Raw genomic sequence first — 17,512 nt, forward strand, 5'->3', positions numbered from 1 at the left:
TGGCATGACACTTTGTGGTACCTGTCGTAATATTAATGCCATTTCAGATGCACGATGCAGTCGCTGTTACTCAAAAATACAACCCAGAAATGAACAAAGTTTACAGCAGAGTTGGGCGTTACTCATCACTGCTGCCATATTATTAATACCTGCCAATATTTATCCCATCACAATGCTGACTAACCAAGGCAAAGTGACATATGACACTATTTTTACTGGTATTGTACATCTGGTGCATTCAGATATGATCCCAATTGCTATTATTGTGTTTACAGCCAGTATATTAGTGCCTTGGTTAAAGATTGCGGGCTTAGCCATTTACTTAACCGCAATAAGTTTCAATTTACCTATTTCTAAAAAGAAGCTCATGGTTGGTTTCCATATTATCGAGTGGATTGGACGATGGTCTATGCTTGATTTATTCGTTATTGCGCTAACTGTTGCTGTAGTGAATATGGGACAACTTCTTGATGCAAAACCTGCACCTGCCGCTACAGCGTTCGCGCTAGTCATACTATTGACTCAATTAGCTGCAAAGGTACTTGATACACGTTTACTTTGGGATCGCTTGGAAAAAAACAATGACACGAATTGAATCACCAAAAGTCGTTAAAAAGAAACTCTTCTCACCTATTTGGTTACTGCCTATTGTGGCACTTGCTCTAGGCGCTTGGCTTGGAGTTAAAAGTATCAAAGAATCAGGAATCGAAATACAAGTTCATTTCCCAAGTGCTATTGGCATCGATATCGGAAAAACCCTTGTCAAATACCAAGGATTAACAGTTGGTAAAGTAACAGATATTAGCCTTGATAAAGATTTATCAGGGGTGAATGTTAAAATCGTCATGGATTATCGTTCGGACCCGTTCCTTAATAAAAACACGCTCTTTTGGTTAGTCACACCTAAAGCCAGCATTACTGGAATTGAAGGTTTAGATACGTTATTTTCAGGAAATTACATTGCGATTGAGCCTGGAGACGGTAGTTCTACTTCTGAATTTATTGCTTCAACCGAAGCGCCTTCAATGATCCCAAATGAAGAAGAAGGTATTGTGGTAAAACTGACCACCCCGACTTTAGGCTCTCTTGATGTGGGCTCATTGGTTTTTTATCGCCAAGTCCCTGTTGGTAAAGTTGTTAATTATCGCTTAATCGATAGCAACACTATTATTATCAGCACCTTTATCGAGCAGCAATATGCACACCTAGTTAACCAGGATTCACAATTTTGGAATGTCTCAGGTCTTAAAATCGATGCGTCACTATCGGGAATCAAAGTTAACACAGAGAGTCTCGCGTCTTTACTAGCAGGAGGTATCAGCTTTAATTCTGATACTAAAGCTGCCAAGGCCGTTACAGGAGACAACTACGTTTTATATCCAGATGAAGAAAGTGCTGTCAAAGGTGTTGAATTTGTTTTAACAGCCGATCATGCAGATGATATAAGTCAAGGCTCAGCCATCGTATATCGCGGTATCGAAGTAGGTAAAATTCACCAAACTAAACTTACCGAAAACGGGGTTAAATTTTTAGCCAAGTTTGATAGTCAATATCAACAGCTACTTAATGCTGATAGCCAGTTTTGGGTAGCCGGCGCAGAAATATCAATGGACGGTGTAAAGCATGCAAGTCGCTTATTAACGGGTAGCGTGGTTAATGTCTTACCTGGGGTTGCTGAAACCAGTTTACCGGCTCAATTCACATTACAGAATCAAGCTCCTGACCTCCTTAGCGGTGATAAGCTTCATATCAAACTTATTTCAGAAGAACATAGCGGATTAACAGAAGGCGCTGAAGTAAGATACAAACAAATGCCAATTGGTGAAGTAACTCAAGTGACCTTCTCTCATGATTTTAGTGGTGTTGAGTATAGAGTTGAAATATTGCCCGAATTTCAAAGTCTATTAACCACTGACAGCCACTTTGTTTCTGAGTCTGCTCTAACTATAGATGCGTCTTTAGATGGCGTTACTGTCACAACTCGCGATTTAAATACCATTGTCGCGGGTGCTGTATCTCTGGTCAGAGGAAAAACCAAAGCATCAGTTAGACCTAATAGCCAATATGCACTTTATAACTCCACTGAGCATGCCCTTGAGTCTATAAATCAACATAAACTAACCACAATGTCACTTGAGAGTATTGATGGTGCAGGTTTATCTGCAGGCTCACCGGTTTATTACAAAAAAATGCAAATTGGCTCCGTTAAAGCAGTCGACTGGGAAAGCAAAACTGATCAATTTTCAATTACTTTATCTATCCAACATAAATTTAACCAACTAGTCCGTGACAATAGCGTTTTTTGGCGTAATGACGCAGCGACCATTGATGCAAGTTTATCTGGAATTGAAGTCAATATTGCCCCGCTTGAAGGCGCACTAAAAGGCAGCATCAGCCTAGGCTTACTCAATGAAGATCAAATAGGCAATCAACAGCGTTTGTATGACTCAAAAGAATTAGCCCTTAAACAAGCTAAAACCATTACCCTTATCTTACCGGCAGAGGCTAAAGTGGCTTCTAAAGCCGCTATTCGATATCAAGGTCATCAAATCGGTGTTGTTCAACAAGTAAAGCTCAATCAGGATCTTGATAGCTTGACGGCATCGGCTTACCTCTACGGTGAATATGCGGATCATTTTACAAAAACTGATACTGAGTTCTTTGTTGTTGATGCTCAAATATCATTAGCAGGGATTAAAGCACCAGAAACCTTAATCACAGGTCCATATATTGGTGTATTACCAGGTAAGCAAACTGAAGCAACTGATTCATTTGATGCGCATTTATCAGCAAGATATGATGCAGACATAGACGAAGACGCAGTCACGCTAATTTTAGAAGACAAGCAATTAGGTTCAATTAAAGTGGGAACACCGATATTTTTCAGGGGGATATCTATTGGCCAAGTTGATGGTTACTCGTTATCAGATAGCGGCAATAAAGTCTTAATGTACTCCCACATTGAAAAGCAATACACGCACCTTGTTAATAAATCGAGCCGATTCTGGGATGCATCTGGCATCAAATTGGAAGTAGGTATTTTCTCTGGTGCGCAAATCGAAACAGGCTCTTTAGAAACCTTACTATCAGGTGGTATTTCGGTAGTTACTGAAGATGTGACAACTGATGTGAACGCTTTGTCATCAGGTGCTAGCTTTAGTCTTTATAATAAGATGAAAGAAGAATGGCGAAGATGGCAACCTGAGCAAGTTAAACAATAAGTAAAAAGTTAGGTAATCACTAATCTATTAAATCAATAAAGAGAATCAGTGAATAAAAAAGTCGGCTTATGCCGACTTTTTTATTGTTACGGATAATTAAAGATTCAACCATAAAACCAGTAACACACTCCTATAGCAGCCATAATACCACCGACATCGGCAGCTAAACCACACCCTAAAGCATGACGACTATTTCTAATGCCAACCGAACCAAAATACACCGCTAAGACATAGAATGTAGTCTCGGTACTACCCTGAAAGATTGCAGATAAACGTCCAGCGAATGAATCAACGCCGTGATGGTCCATTGTTTCAAGCATCATAGCTCTGGCGCCTGAGCCGCTAAACGGCTTCATCAAGGCTGTAGGCATAGCTTCAACAAACCGATTATCAAAGCCAAATAACAACACTAGATTAGATAAGCCCTGCAAAGCGTAATCTAACGCACCTGATGCCCTTAATAGTCCAATAGCCAATAGCATTGCAAGCAAATATGGAATAAGCATTATGGCTTGCGAAAACCCGCCTTTAGCGCCTTCAACAAATTCGTCGTATATTGCTACCTTTCGATAACCTGCAGTCAGAATAAAGCTCAAAATGAGCACCATTAATATTCCATTGCCTAAGGTTGTCGATAAAGTGCCAATAGCCTCTGCTGATAATGTCATCAAATAAAAAACGCTGGCAATTAATACGCTAATTAAGGTCGCGCCATAAGCAAGAACAACACCATTGAATAAGGAAATTCGCTGCACAATAGCAACAATCGTCAGGCCCACTAATGTTGATGCTACTGTGGCAAGTAGAATAGGCAAAAAGACATCGGCAGGTGCAGCAGCGCCCTGTTGAGCCCGATACAAAAACACAGTGACAGGAACTAAAGTAACAGAAGAAGTATTGAGTACTAAGAATAAAATTTGCGCATTAGTCGCTACAGTTTTTTCTGGATTAAGACTTTGAAGGTCTTGCATCGCCTTTAAGCCCAATGGCGTCGCGGCGTTATCGAGGCCGAGCATATTAGCAGTTAAATTCATAGACATACTACCGTATGCAGGATGCCCTCTTGGCACATCAGGCATTAGCTTTGATAACAGAGGTTCAAATAAACGAGCGAAAACACCTACAACACCGGCCTTTTCCCCCACCTGCATTAACCCCATCCACAGCGCTAACACGCCAATAAGACCAATAGAAATTTCAGCCGCGAGTTTTGCGCTGCTAAATACGGCATTGACCGAATCACTTAAGACTTCAACATGACCATTAAACAACTGCACAACGATAGCTATCGCAGCTGTTAGGAAAAAAAATAACCACACTCTGTTCAGCACTTAATACTCCATCATTATCGACCGACGCTGATCGCGTTTTTGTTTAGCTTTTGTAGTACGGGAAACCTAAGCTTTATTAATGCATGATATAATCTATTTCATTATTACACAGTTGTTTTATAGAAATTTTTTACTATGGCTCAAATTAACCCTGATTACCTGACACACATTGCGGCAGAACTTCCTGAACATCTTGATATGGATGAGTTTATCTCAGCCTGTCAACGTCCATTAAGAAAATCAATTCGCGTAAATACACTAAAAATATCGGTGGCAGATTTTAAACTAATCATGCAATCCAAAGGTTGGGAGTTTGAGCCTATCCCATGGTGCAATGAAGGTTTTTGGGTTATCCATGATGAAAAGCAACAACCAGGAAATAGTGTTGAGCATATTCAGGGACTGTTCTACATTCAGGAAGCCAGCTCAATGCTGCCTCCAGAAGCATTATTCGATGATTTTAATACTACAAATTTAGACAACCAGTCAATTGTATTAGATGTTGCCTCAGCGCCAGGTTCAAAAACCACTCAACTTGCTGCATTAATGCAAAACCAAGGCTTATTAATTGCCAACGAATACTCAGCAAGCCGCGTAAAAATTTTACATGCCAATGTCCAGCGCATGGGCGTTCGCCAAACAGCATTAACCCATTTTGATGGTAAGGTATTTGGTGAATACCTCTATGAGAAGTTTGATGCGATTTTACTTGATGCCCCTTGTGGTGGCGAAGGCACTGTGCGAAAAGATGTTAATGCACTAAAAAACTGGCAACTGGATGATGTTACCGACATTGCTGAAACGCAAAAGCAGTTGATTGAATCTGCTTTCTTAGCGCTAAAACCTGGTGGTTCACTGGTTTACTCAACCTGTACGTTAAGTCAGATTGAAAACCAACAAATATGTCATTTTATTCAGCAACAATATCCTGACTCAGTAGAATTTTCACCACTAAACCATTTATTCAAAAATTCAGAAAAAGCCTGTACACCAGAGGGATTCTTGCATGTTTGGCCGCAGATATTTGATAGTGAAGGGTTCTTTGTCGCTAAAATTAGAAAGACTGTGTCGGTTCCAAGATTAAAAAAATGCCCTAAACAGCAGCGAAACTTTCCTTTTGTCTCAGCTAAAGCGAAACAAACTGAAGAAATCGCTGAGTATTTAGCTAAGTCATTTAATATTAACTTACCGCAGCAATTTGATGTGATGATCCGTGATGATGAATACTGGTTATTCCCAGCCCAATTTAGTGAATTTATTGGATTAATGCGTTTTCAGCGTATTGGGTTCAAACTCGCAGACGTGCTCAAAAAAGGCTTTAAAGTTAAACATGAAGCCATCATTGCCTTAAGTGACTTTGTTAGTAACCAAGATAGAGTTATTGAGTTAAATCGTTCGCAAGCAGTTGAATTTTTAATGGGCCGTGATATTCCAACCAGTGATATTGAGGGATTAGATACCACACCCGCAGGTGAAATGATCGTTAGCTTTCATCACAAACCACTTGGCGTAGTAAAGCACTTGGGACATCGTCTTAAAAATAATTTACCAAGGGAATTGGTTAAAGATAAAATTGAAACGATTTAATTGTTGAAATAATAAAGCAGTTAAAAGTAACGAGTCAGATATTATCTGAATAGTTTAATTGACTCTAATTCAATTAATTTACTGTATTTTTCAGTCAGTATTGTATCTAACAAAAGCTATTTATTCGTTTAACAACCAATTTTAGTTTATTAATTGTGCAAATTTTAAATAGGCAACTATAATTTGTGCAGACGATTTATTTTCGAGAATAAAGTAGTTTTAAAGCTTTATTCTCGTTCATGTTTACTGAGAATAGCCTCTCAACAGTAGCGCAGGGCTCTTTTTAATAAGAGCCATTCCCCTAGACCCAGAACAATTGGATAGTTTTGGGTCTTTTTTTGTCTTATCAAAAGGAATAAACGACTTTATACGTCACTAGCGACCAATCAGTTTGGCTGCATCTGTGAATAGATTAAAGAAGTTCTCAGATGTGTAATCCGCTAAATCTTGATACTTTTCACCGCGAAGCTCAGCAACAAATTCCGCTACATCACGGACGTAAGCAGGTTGATTTTCTTTACCACGATGAGGAACTGGCGCTAAATAAGGCGAGTCAGTTTCTACCAGTAATCTATCTTGAGGCACTTGACGAATAACGCTACGCAGTTCACCAGCATTCTTAAATGTCACAATACCGGATACTGAAATATAAAAACCTAAATCAATTGCGGCTTTAGCCATTTCCCAGTTTTCAGTAAAGCAATGCAGTACACCACCTACTTTGTCAGCATTGCCCGCCTTTAACATGGCAATGGTATCTTCACGTGCATCACGAGTGTGGACTATTAAAGGTTTATTCACCTCAACAGCTAATGAAATTTGCTGTTCAAAGCACTGCTGTTGAAGGTTTTTCGTTTCTGGAGCATAAAAATAATCTAGCCCAGTTTCACCAATAGCAACCACTTTACGGTCGGTAGCGAACTGTTTAATTTCATCGACATTTAGGCCATCTTGGACATCAAGCGGGTGAACACCAGAGGAAAGGAATACATTATCAAATTGCGCCATCTTTTCACGCATAGATTCGAAACCTTGCTGGCGAACATTGACGCACAGCAGGTAATCTACACCGCGGGATTTAGCACCATCAACAATGGCTTGCAAACTAGATTGGTCAGGTGCCGCTTTTAAACGGTCTAAGTGGCAATGTGAATCAATTAACATGAGAATTCTATCAAAAGCTAAAATAAGCCAGCAAGAATACCTAGCTACATAGTGCAGGTCAAATCACTTGAAGAAAGTTCACTTGAGAGTAATTTTTCAATGTGATGCTTATGACTTTCCGGATCAGTTTTAATTTTAACCCCAATCCCAGCAGGTCGACCACCTGAAGCCCCTAATGGGTTAATCCAAACTACCACGCCTTTAAAGTCGGTCATTTGCATAGTGCCGGGTAACTTGTACGAAATCGACAGCTCTTGTCCCAAAAAATGGCTTTCGGTTGTCGAGATAAATAAACCCGCAGGTTTAATAAACGGCATATAAGCTCTGTACAATTGGTGCAGAGTATCAAAATTTACAACAAGATCGGTCATAATCTCAGTCTATTATTTAAGATGAATAAGTTGTCTAAATTCGAGTATATAATCCTGACATAAAGCAGGTGCATTGATACTCGCCATAGTTGCTAGTCGTTGGCACATTTGTGCCACTTTCGAAGACAAACCAATAATGTTACTCACAGCTAATGCATCTAGCTCTTTACTTTTTAACACATATTGCCTTAAGTACAAATATAAAACATTAAGTGCATCAACAATTTGATGCTCAGAAACTTTATTTAAACTGCCGCTCAAGTGGCCTGATTTAATACTTAACGCCCAATCAGTTCGAAACTGTATCAGCTGCTGATAGTGATTACTGCCAAGGCTCTCAGCTAACTTTAAAGGCCCGCCTATCATACTCAAACACCAAGTGACATCATGTGGCTTTTCGCCAGCACTTACAGAAGGCAGCAACTGATTCGCTTGTAACCATTGATAAACTTGCTTTCTGTCGGGACCATGAAAAGCCACTTGCTGGCAACGACTTTTAATTGTCGCAAGTAATCTAGAAGGCACATCAGTCTGCAAAATGATTAAGATATTATTGCCTGGTTCTTCTAAGGTTTTAAGTAATGCATTGGCTGACGCTAAATTAAACTGCTCACAATTAAAAATAATAGCAACTCGTTGGCCACCTTGCTGAGCCGTTACGGTAAGCTTTTGACATAAATCACGGATCTGGTCGACCTTAATCTGTGTTCCATCAGCTTTAATTTGATGACAATCAGGGTGAGTGCCGGCCTTAAAAAGTAAGCAACTCTTACAATGCCCACACGCACCCACTGGTGTTAATGCAGTGCACATAGCCGCTTCAGCCATCTCATTTGCTAAAATATGTCCACCTAGCCCCTGATCAATACTGACCAGTTGCGCATGGGCACTATGCCCACAGCTCCGCTCTTTAACAAAGCGCTCAAATGGTGCATCTAACCAAGGTAGCTGTTGTAAACTGAATGCTTGCATTATCTGCTTGCCTTATTAAACATTCTTGACATGTTTTAGCTTAACCTAGCTGTTAATTCACGAGTGATTTGCGCATGAACTTGCTCAATCGTCTGACTAGCATCAATCACAATGATGGTGTCATCTTCAGCCGCAAAAGATAGAAATGTTGTTCTAGCTCGTTCAAAAAATTCAATTTTTTGAATTTCAATTCTGTCTAATTCTCCACGACTGGCAGCTCTTGCAAGGCCTAATTGTGGGTCAATATCCAAGTACAGAGTCAAATCAGGCTTAAAGCCTTTCAAGGTAATATCACTAATTGATTTAACTAAAGGCATAAGCCCTCGACCACCGCCTTGGTAAGCTAATGAAGATAAATTATGACGGTCACCTAATACCCAAGTCCCTTTGGCTAACGCTGGTTTAATCACATTAGCAATTAGCTGCGCTCTTGCAGCATAAAAAAGTAAACATTCAGCTTCATCACAAAGAGGATCCGTTTCATCAGCAACTTTGACTAAATCCCGCATTTTTTCAGCAAGCGGTGTACCGCCAGGCTCACGAGTACATACAGGTTCTTGATGGCTATGCTGAGTGATGATTTTTTTTACCAGTTCAATCGCGCTAGATTTACCTGCGCCTTCTAGTCCTTCAATAACGATAAACTTTGCTTGCTCTTGGGTCATTTTCTATTTCTCTGGTATTCGTTTACTGCGCGGTTATGCTGCGCTAGCGTCTCTGAAAACACGTGGCTGCCATCATTACGTGAGACAAAATATAAATAGTTTACATCTGCAGGTTTTGCCGCAGCAAAAATCGCTGCTTTACTTGGCGCAGCAATGGGCGTTGGCGGTAAACCGTTAATGCGGTAGGTATTAAATGCAGTATGTTCACGTAAATCACTGCGGGTAATATTGCCCTTATATCGCTCTCCCATACCGTAAATGACGGTAGGATCGGTCTGTAAACGCATCCCCAGTTTCAAGCGATTATTAAATACAGCGGCAACCCAATCTCTTTCAGATGGTTTACCCGTTTCCTTTTCAATAATCGACGCTATGGTCAGTAATTCATACGGCGTTTTTAATTTAAGATCTGGGTCTCGTTCATTCCAAGCAGCTGCAAGTGTTTTTTGCATCATTTGGTAACTACGCTCTAAAATCGACTCAAGTGAATCACTTGCTTGGTATTGGTAAGTCTCTGGGAAAAACTTGCCTTCAGGTAGCCCAGAGTCATCACCATTTTTGACCAAAATACGATTAAACACATCTTCATCAAAACTCAAATGCGGTAAATCAACCAACGACTCATGCCACTCTTTAATTGTCTTACCCTCAATTAAGGTGACTGAAAAAGTCATTTCATCGCCACGATTAAGCTTGGTAAGTAAACTGTCGATGCTATCACCTGGAGTGATTTGATATAGCCCAGTTCGAATATGTGCATATTCAGGATTAATTTTAACAAGGTATTTGAGTTTCCAACTATCAGAAATAATCTGTTTAGATTCTAACTCTGCCCCAAGTTTGGTGACATTCATGCCTTGTGCGATTGTCAATTCAGTGGGTTCATCAATTGTTAACACCTGATTTGGGTAAGCAATAATTTGCTGGTAGCCCCAAAAGCCAATGACACAAGCGACTGTAGTTAATGTCATTAACGATGTAAGAATAATTGTAATGGTTTTTTTCATATTTTTTAATAAAAACCTTAGTATAAAAGTTTAAGCTGAGTTAATAAGTTATGGGTCATTCCCCAAGGTTTATAGTGATGCTTAGAGCTTAAATTGGCATTAATCGTGCCTAAATTTATGTGATTGATATTCACCATACCTAATAAACTATTACTGATAAATACATGGTCTGCACTTTGTAAGTCACTTAAGGTCACTGTTTGCGCCAATACTTCAATATTGTTCTTTAATAACGCATCAATTATTTGTTCACGCATAACACCTGAAACGCCACTATGCGACATGGTAGGAGTGATAACTTGATTACCTTTGACTATGAAGACATTGGCCATGGAGGATTCTATAACATGGTCATCAGTGTCTAACACTAGCCAATCATCGACCCCTTGCGGAAGCGCTTGTTGCTTTATCAAGACCTGCTCAAGACGGTTGAGGTGCTTCATTCCCGCTAATAATGGCTGCTTAGCTAATGCCACTGGAGAAAGCGCTAAAGCAATACCATTGGTTTGCCACTGGGCATATATTGCAGGTAATTCATGTAATGAAATGACTTCACAAACTTCTGGTGATTCAGGAGCTGTATAACCTCGACCGCCAACACCTCGGCTTAATAGTAGTTTAATGCAGCCATGTGTGAGTGTTTGAGCATGGAGACTTAGTCGATTAATTAATGAGGTTGTATCTTGAATATTAAAACCTAAACGATGACAAGCTTGCTGCAATCTATCTAAATGCTCATTCAAAAATAGAATCTGACCTTGAGCAACGCGCATAGTCGCAAACGCACCATCGCCATAGGCAAGCCCTCTATCAAGCGCTTGAACCGTATTTTCAGATTGTCCATTCACAAATACCGAAACCATGATTTCCCTGTCTTAAGGTGTTGTAAAACTTGTCTATTATTTTAGTCAGACTTATCTAATTTAACTAACAATTTATACTAATGAGTTAAGTTCAATAATCGCTGCGATTAGCAAGCATTGCAAAATAGCGATTTAAAGATAATGGCAAGAGTGAATGTTAGAGCTGGAAACACTGATACCAGAGTGGTCTCAGTTAAGAATTAGGCTCCACAGTAATGAAGCCTTTATCTAGCAAATCTGAGATCACATCCTTGTTATCTTAAGATTATCTTGCTAACAGATGTTGGATCCTTGCTTTAAGGATATCTGTTGCAATACGGTTTTTACCACCGCGAGGGACAATAATATCAGCGTGCTGCTTTGACGGTTCAATGAACTGTAAGAACATTGGACGAACAGTAGCTTTATACTGAGCAATCACTGATTCCATAGTACGCCCGCGCTCAGCTACATCACGAGTCAAACGACGTAAGAAACAAATATCCAGCGGTGTATCCATGAATACACTCGCATCCATAAGTTCACGTAATTTAGGATCAGTTAACAGTAAAATACCTTCTAAGATAATGACCTTTTTAGGCTGCATATCCAGAGTTTTACTCATGCGAGTATGCTCTTTGTAGCTATAACAAGGAATATTTACCTGCTCACCCTTCTTTAATTGCTTAAGGTGTTCAGCTAATAGTTGATGATCCAGTGCTTTAGGATGATCATAATTCGTTTTAACACGGTCTTCCATTGTCATATGACTTTGGTCACGGTAATAAGCGTCTTCATTAATCACACCGATTTGATCGGTGCCCAGGTCGCGCTTTAGTTCTTCAAAAATCGTTTGGGCAATTAAACTTTTGCCTGATGCTGAAGCACCTGCGATACCAATAATGACACATTGCTGAGAATTCATTACTTAACCTTACTCGTCGTCTGAAATACTGATTGAAACTGTGTTTTTGTTTTGCTGCTTGGCAAGTTGAGCACCCACTTTACGGGCAATTTCACGATAAATAGCAGCAACTTCTGAATCTGGCTTACTGGCAACCGCAGGGTTACCTTCATCCATTGACTCACGAATATTAATATTAAGCGGCAATGCGCCCAATAATGGCACTTCATAACGTTCTGCAATCTTACTGCCGCCATGGGTACCAAAAGGATGTTCTTTATGACCACATTCAGGACATAAATGAAAACTCATGTTTTCGATGATACCTAAAACTGGAATATCCACTTTTTGGAACATGGTGATGCCTTTTTTAGCATCTTCAAGTGCGATATCTTGTGGCGTTGTAACAACAACCGTGCCACTGACTGGAAACTTTTGTGACAGTGTTAATTGTATGTCACCAGTTCCTGGTGGCAAATCAATCACTAAATAATCTAATTCTGGCCACTGAGTTTCAGTTAATAACTGGTTCAATGCACCTGCTGCCATTGGACCGCGCCAAACAGCGGCTTCACCATCGCCTAGCATAAAGCCAATTGATTGAGCTGAAATGCCATGTGCAGAAGCTGCAGTCATCATTTTGCCATCTGGTGATGTAGGTTTAAAACCTTGAAGCCCCAACATCATTGGGATTGATGGTCCATAAATATCAGCATCTAAAATACCGACTTCAGCACCTTCTGCTTTTAATGCCAACGCAAGGTTGACAGCTGTTGTAGATTTACCGACACCACCTTTACCAGAAGCCACAGCAATCACTTGCTTGATATTTGGAATAGGTTCTACTGAAGCAATGGCTGAAAATACGCGAGGCTGGAAATCAATTTCGCATTCGACTTCGTCGATGGCGTCTAACACGGCGAGCTTTTTTGTCACATCCATAACCGTATCGCGATATTGCGTCATACAAGGGTAAGGATATACCAAGCCAAGAAGCAGTCGTTTGCCTTCTATCGCAAGCTTATTAACACAACCTGCAGACACTAACCCTTCGGCTAAATATGGATCTTGATATGCATCTAAAATACTCAATACTGGACCAAGAAGGTCATCACTTAATTGATAATCTGTATGCGAAGTAGACAAAAGCAGAACTCCCAGCGAAAAATTTGCCCAAGTGTACCAGAATTAGAGAAAAATGAGCGCTAATTTAGCCGTTTTTGTTGTTGTTTGATGAAATAATCACTTTGATCGGTTAGTATCTTGACCATATATTTAGTGTAATCGATTGTTGAGACAAAATGACAAATTCACAACGTAAAATCCTGGTGACAAGTGCCCTCCCATATGCCAATGGTCCTATCCATTTAGGTCATATGCTTGAGTATATTCAAACTGATATTTGGTCTCGTTACCAAAAGCTTCGTGGACATGAATGTCACTATATTTGTGCTGATGATGCCCATGGCACACCAATCATGCTCAAAGCTCAACAAATGGGTATAACCCCAGAAGAAATGATTGCTCAAGTACAAAAAGAACATGAACAAGATTTCGCGGATTTTAATATTCAATTTGATAACTTTCATAGTACTCACAGTGATGAAAACCGTGAACTAGCCAGTGATATCTATTTAAAATTACGCGATGGCGGTTACATTAAGACCAAAACTATCTCGCAATTATATGATCCTGAAAAAGAAATGTTTTTACCGGATCGTTTCGTTAAAGGCACCTGCCCTAAATGTAAAAGCGAAGATCAATACGGTGATAACTGTGACAACTGCGGTGCAACTTACAGCACAACAGATTTAATCAATCCTTACTCTGTTGTATCAGGTGCAACCCCAGTCATGAAAGACAGTGAACACTTCTTTTTTGACTTACCTGCATTTGAAACAATGCTAGGTGAGTGGTTATCTTCAGGCTCACTGCAACCTGAAATTGCTAACAAATTAAGAGAATGGTTCGATCAAGGTTTACAACAGTGGGATATCTCACGTGATGCACCTTATTTCGGTTTCGAAATCCCTGACCAACCAGGTAAATTTTTCTATGTATGGTTAGACGCACCTATCGGTTACATGGGCTCGTTTAAAAACTTATGTGATAAACGTGACGACCTTGATTTCGATGAATTTTGGAAAAAAGATTCTACAACAGAGCTTTATCACTTTATTGGTAAAGACATTGTTAACTTCCACGGCTTATTCTGGCCAGCCATGCTAGACGGTGCAGGAGTACGTAAACCTACAAGCGTATTCGCTCATGGTTACGTCACAGTCAATGGCGCCAAAATGTCTAAATCAAAAGGCACGTTCATCAAAGCACGTACTTATTTAGATAACCTAGATCCTGAATACTTGCGTTATTACTATGCCGCTAAGTTAAACAGTCGTGTTGATGACTTAGATTTAAATCTTGAAGACTTTGCACAGCGCGTTAACTCAGATTTAGTTGGTAAATTAGTTAACCTTGCATCACGTACCGCCGGCTTCATTAGCAAACGTTTTGAGGGTAAATTAGCTAAAATTAACGACAGCACGTTAATTGACACTTTCTTAGCGAAACAAGACACCATTGCAGAACTATACGAAACACGTGAGTTCGGTAAAGCCATGCGTGAAATTATGGCTCTAGCTGATTTGGCTAATGCCTATGTCGCAGATGCTGCGCCTTGGCAATTAATTAAAGATGAAGCTAAGCAAGTAGAAGCTCATCAAGTATGCAGTAATGCGCTTAACTTGTTCCGCATTCTAGTAACTTACCTTAAACCTGTGCTACCTCAACTTGCACTGAAAGTTGAAAGCTTCCTACAATTGACTCTCACTTGGGACAATTTAAGCCAAGATTTAGCGGGGCATGAGATTGCGAAGTTCAAAGCATTAATGCAGCGCATTGAGATGAAAAGCATTGAAGCAATTATCGAAGCATCAACTGAAAACCTGCAAGTAGCTGAAATAGCCGCTCCTAAAGTTGAAGAAGTGCAAACAGAGCTTGAAAAAGAGCCTTTGGCACCTGAAATCACTTTTGATGATTTTGCTAAAATTGATTTACGCATAGCATTAATTGCTAAAGCTGAACATATCGAAAAAGCCAACAAGCTGCTTCGTTTAGAGCTAGATTTAGGCGGAAAAACCAAACAAGTATTTGCCGGCATTAAATCTGCTTATGCGCCTGAAGACTTAATTGGCAAGCACACCGTTATGGTCGCTAACCTTGCACCGCGTAAAATGAAGTTTGGTGAGTCAGAAGGAATGGTATTAGCCGCTGGCCCTGGTGGTAAAGATATCTGGATTTTAGAACCACATGCTGGCGCAAAGCCTGGAATGCGAGTCATGTAATTGGTGAAATCACCATTACATTTTTAATAAAAAGCCGTCATGTGACGGCTTTTTTAGGTCTTAAATAAGTCTTTATTAAGACATCAACTTACTCTCTGAGTGAGTGATTTCGTTATCATGAGTTTGACCACACTCATCTTTGTCAGGATCACATGGGGTTTCTTGAGCGAAGCGTTGGCTTTTATAAGCTTCAGTATCTGCTTCAATCGCTTGTCTTAAGCGCTCTTCATATTCAATAAATAAATTAATGAAATCACCGCCAAACTTTTCGCCATCAGAGCGGCCCAGCCACTCATTATAAAGTACTTCAGCAGCTTCACTTTCAACTCGCATATAAGTGTGCTTTTGCTTTCCAACAAGTTCCTCTGAGAAACCCATGGCTTTCATTGATTCAGCGCCAACCTTAAGGGCTGAGCGGAAAGTTTCAGACTCTACATAGTCAGCCCCAGCTTGGCGGAGTAAATGTCCGTGCCCACGGTCGAACGCGCGACTAATGACTTTTAACTTAGGGTATTTGTGTTTGAGATGTTTAACTAGCTCAACACTACTTTGAGGGTTGTCTATCGCCACAACAAATACAGATGCAGTTGCAACACCAGCTGTTTCCAATAAATCCGGACGTGTCGCATCACCATAATAAGCTTTCGTATTAATTTTGCGTAGGTTATCAACTTGAGTTGCTTGGTGATCAAGTACCACCGTTTTAACGCCATTGGACAACAAAAGCCGATTAACAATCTGCCCAAAACGGCCAATACCCGCGATGATAACAGTCCCCTGATCGTCCACTTCATCTTGCTCACGATCATTTGAAGTTTGCTGGTATTTAGGCAATATGACTTTCTCATAAAAAATGAATAAACCTGGGGTCAAGAACATCGATAATGCCACCACTATCGAGAGCGGCTGAGCAACTTCGGCAGAAATGACATGATTTTGTTGGCTAAAACTCAATAATACAAACCCAAACTCGCCAGCCTGAGCCAAACTTAAGGTGTATAGCCATCTATCACTGCCTTTAATCCTAAATACAAAGCTTAATAGCAATAAAACCAATGCTTTAACTATCATTACTGCAGCTGTCATTCCTAAAATCACACTTAGGTAATCCCACAGGATTTCAAAATCAATCCCAGCACCTACAGTGATAAAGAATAGCCCCAACAATAAACCTTTGAATGGACCAATGTGGGTTTCTAACTCATGCTTAAATTCGCTATTTGCTAGCACTACGCCAGCTAAAAAAGTACCTAATGCTGGAGAAACACCGACTAAACTCATTAATGTCGCAATACCAATAACCAGTAGTAATGCTGCGGCAGTAGATATTTCTCGGACACCTGAATCTGCAATAAACCTAAACACAGGCCGACTTAAATAATGGCCACCAAACACTACAAGTCCTATCGATAGGACTAACACCAAAGCGTATAAACCGCCATGTAAATCAGCAACCAAGGACAGCTCTTCATGATGCTCTGCAGCAACGGCAACAGACGCTTGTGCTGCCTCCACTAATTCTGGCAGTGCTAACAGCGGTATTAATGCCAACATGGGGATCACGGCGATATCTTGAAACAGTAATACGCCAAAAGCATTTTTGCCCGCTGTTGTTTTGGTAAGCCCCTTCTCATTCAAGGTTTGCAGCACAATCGCAGTAGAGGATAATGAAAAGATTAAGCCAATAGTTAGGGCCACAGTCCACTGCATTTCAAACATCAATGCAATAGCCATCACTATCCCTGCCGAAAGCCCAACCTGCAAGCCGCCCATCCCAATTAAACGATGTCTCATTGACCAGAGCATTTTAGGCTCAAGCTCTAAACCAACGAGAAACAACATCATCACAACACCAAATTCGGCAAAATGCTGAATAGTATTAGTTTCGCTGCCCACAAGCCCTACAATAGGACCAATAACAACGCCAGCAATCAAATACCCAAGCACTGAACCTAAACCCATTCTCTGGGCTATTGGAACTGCGATAACCGCTGCGGAAAGATAAATAAATGCTTGAAGAAAATACTCTGTCATGATGCGCTTCCCTATTAGCTAATGATAGCTATGGCCAAATGATAACTTTTAGCTACTAATAATTATGAGC

General features: G+C 40.2%; 14 protein-coding genes. 4 read left to right on the plus strand and 10 right to left on the minus strand.

Going from position 1 to position 17,512, the window contains the following annotated elements; genetic code table 11:
• Positions 1–4: 4 nt before the first annotated feature.
• Both QPX86_RS11425 and QPX86_RS11430 read left to right on the plus strand, forming a co-directional pair.
• Positions 5–595: a paraquat-inducible protein A gene (locus QPX86_RS11425; protein WP_259651353.1), complete on the plus strand. Its 591-nt coding sequence runs from the start codon at positions 5–7 to the stop codon at positions 593–595.
• Complete coding sequence (locus tag QPX86_RS11430) at positions 582–3,221, plus strand: MlaD family protein (RefSeq protein WP_285162728.1); 2,640 nt, start codon at positions 582–584, stop codon at positions 3,219–3,221. The genes QPX86_RS11425 and QPX86_RS11430 overlap by 14 nt, the downstream gene beginning before the upstream one ends.
• A gap of 104 nt (positions 3,222–3,325) precedes the next feature.
• Here QPX86_RS11430 and QPX86_RS11435 read toward each other — a convergent pair whose 3' ends face one another.
• Positions 3,326–4,552, minus strand: coding sequence for a nucleoside recognition domain-containing protein (locus QPX86_RS11435; protein ID WP_285162729.1), 1,227 nt, complete (start codon positions 4,550–4,552; stop codon positions 3,326–3,328).
• 135 nt (positions 4,553–4,687) lie between these two features.
• Between QPX86_RS11435 and rsmF the strand changes: the two genes are divergently transcribed.
• Complete coding sequence (gene rsmF / locus QPX86_RS11440; protein ID WP_285162730.1) at positions 4,688–6,139, plus strand: 16S rRNA (cytosine(1407)-C(5))-methyltransferase RsmF; 1,452 nt, start codon at positions 4,688–4,690, stop codon at positions 6,137–6,139.
• Positions 6,140–6,514: 375 nt separating this feature from the next.
• Here rsmF and QPX86_RS11445 read toward each other — a convergent pair whose 3' ends face one another.
• The 8 genes from QPX86_RS11445 to apbC form a co-directional block, all read right to left on the minus strand.
• On the minus strand, positions 6,515–7,303 hold the full coding sequence (locus QPX86_RS11445; protein ID WP_220754691.1) for a TatD family hydrolase: 789 nt from the start codon (positions 7,301–7,303) through the stop codon (positions 6,515–6,517).
• A gap of 44 nt (positions 7,304–7,347) precedes the next feature.
• The gene (locus QPX86_RS11450; RefSeq protein WP_220754690.1) at positions 7,348–7,674 is read right to left on the minus strand and encodes a PilZ domain-containing protein; all 327 of its coding nucleotides are present in this window, start codon (positions 7,672–7,674) and stop codon (positions 7,348–7,350) included.
• Between the two features lie 12 nt (positions 7,675–7,686).
• The gene (gene holB / locus QPX86_RS11455; protein WP_220754689.1) at positions 7,687–8,646 is read right to left on the minus strand and encodes a DNA polymerase III subunit delta'; all 960 of its coding nucleotides are present in this window, start codon (positions 8,644–8,646) and stop codon (positions 7,687–7,689) included.
• A gap of 35 nt (positions 8,647–8,681) precedes the next feature.
• Positions 8,682–9,311 carry a dTMP kinase gene (tmk, locus tag QPX86_RS11460; protein WP_220754688.1) on the minus strand — a complete coding sequence of 210 codons (630 nt, stop codon included), beginning with the start codon at positions 9,309–9,311 and terminating at the stop codon, positions 8,682–8,684.
• The gene (gene mltG / locus QPX86_RS11465) at positions 9,308–10,318 is read right to left on the minus strand and encodes an endolytic transglycosylase MltG (protein WP_220754687.1); all 1,011 of its coding nucleotides are present in this window, start codon (positions 10,316–10,318) and stop codon (positions 9,308–9,310) included. The genes tmk and mltG overlap by 4 nt, the downstream gene beginning before the upstream one ends.
• Positions 10,319–10,335: 17 nt before the next feature.
• Positions 10,336–11,181, minus strand: a complete 846-nt coding sequence (gene pabC / locus QPX86_RS11470; protein WP_285162731.1) for an aminodeoxychorismate lyase — start codon at positions 11,179–11,181, stop codon at positions 10,336–10,338.
• A gap of 265 nt (positions 11,182–11,446) precedes the next feature.
• Positions 11,447–12,085, minus strand: a complete 639-nt coding sequence (gene udk, locus QPX86_RS11475; protein WP_055024449.1) for a uridine kinase — start codon at positions 12,083–12,085, stop codon at positions 11,447–11,449.
• Between the two features lie 9 nt (positions 12,086–12,094).
• Positions 12,095–13,210: an iron-sulfur cluster carrier protein ApbC gene (gene apbC, locus QPX86_RS11480; RefSeq protein ID WP_055024448.1), complete on the minus strand. Its 1,116-nt coding sequence runs from the start codon at positions 13,208–13,210 to the stop codon at positions 12,095–12,097.
• A 155-nt stretch (positions 13,211–13,365) separates the two neighbouring features.
• On the opposite strand from apbC, the gene metG reads away from it, so the two are divergent.
• A complete protein-coding gene (gene metG / locus QPX86_RS11485) occupies positions 13,366–15,408 on the plus strand; it encodes a methionine--tRNA ligase (protein ID WP_285162735.1) in 2,043 nt (680 codons plus the stop codon).
• 75 nt (positions 15,409–15,483) lie between these two features.
• Here the strand turns inward: metG and QPX86_RS11490 are convergent, their stop codons facing one another.
• Complete coding sequence (locus QPX86_RS11490) at positions 15,484–17,442, minus strand: monovalent cation:proton antiporter-2 (CPA2) family protein (RefSeq protein ID WP_285162737.1); 1,959 nt, start codon at positions 17,440–17,442, stop codon at positions 15,484–15,486.
• Positions 17,443–17,512 lie beyond the last annotated feature (70 nt).

Origin of the sequence: Shewanella goraebulensis, assembly GCF_030252245.1 — a bacterium.
Taxonomy (GTDB): Bacteria; Pseudomonadota; Gammaproteobacteria; order Enterobacterales; family Shewanellaceae; genus Shewanella; species Shewanella goraebulensis.

What these genes read in the sequence shown, in the direction of transcription:
- QPX86_RS11425 (WP_259651353.1), top strand. Translation starts at nt 5, where the DNA reads ATGACACTTTGTGGTACCTGTCGTAATATTAATGCCATTTCAGATGCA.
- QPX86_RS11430 (WP_285162728.1), top strand. Translation starts at nt 582, where the DNA reads ATGACACGAATTGAATCACCAAAAGTCGTTAAAAAGAAACTCTTCTCA.
- rsmF (WP_285162730.1), top strand. Translation starts at nt 4,688, where the DNA reads ATGGCTCAAATTAACCCTGATTACCTGACACACATTGCGGCAGAACTT.
- QPX86_RS11445 (WP_220754691.1), bottom strand. Translation starts at nt 7,303, where the DNA reads ATGTTAATTGATTCACATTGCCACTTAGACCGTTTAAAAGCGGCACCT.
- QPX86_RS11450 (WP_220754690.1), bottom strand. Translation starts at nt 7,674, where the DNA reads ATGACCGATCTTGTTGTAAATTTTGATACTCTGCACCAATTGTACAGA.
- holB (WP_220754689.1), bottom strand. Translation starts at nt 8,646, where the DNA reads ATGCAAGCATTCAGTTTACAACAGCTACCTTGGTTAGATGCACCATTT.
- tmk (WP_220754688.1), bottom strand. Translation starts at nt 9,311, where the DNA reads ATGACCCAAGAGCAAGCAAAGTTTATCGTTATTGAAGGACTAGAAGGC.
- mltG (WP_220754687.1), bottom strand. Translation starts at nt 10,318, where the DNA reads ATGAAAAAAACCATTACAATTATTCTTACATCGTTAATGACATTAACT.
- pabC (WP_285162731.1), bottom strand. Translation starts at nt 11,181, where the DNA reads ATGGTTTCGGTATTTGTGAATGGACAATCTGAAAATACGGTTCAAGCG.
- udk (WP_055024449.1), bottom strand. Translation starts at nt 12,085, where the DNA reads ATGAATTCTCAGCAATGTGTCATTATTGGTATCGCAGGTGCTTCAGCA.
- metG (WP_285162735.1), top strand. Translation starts at nt 13,366, where the DNA reads ATGACAAATTCACAACGTAAAATCCTGGTGACAAGTGCCCTCCCATAT.
- QPX86_RS11490 (WP_285162737.1), bottom strand. Translation starts at nt 17,442, where the DNA reads ATGACAGAGTATTTTCTTCAAGCATTTATTTATCTTTCCGCAGCGGTT.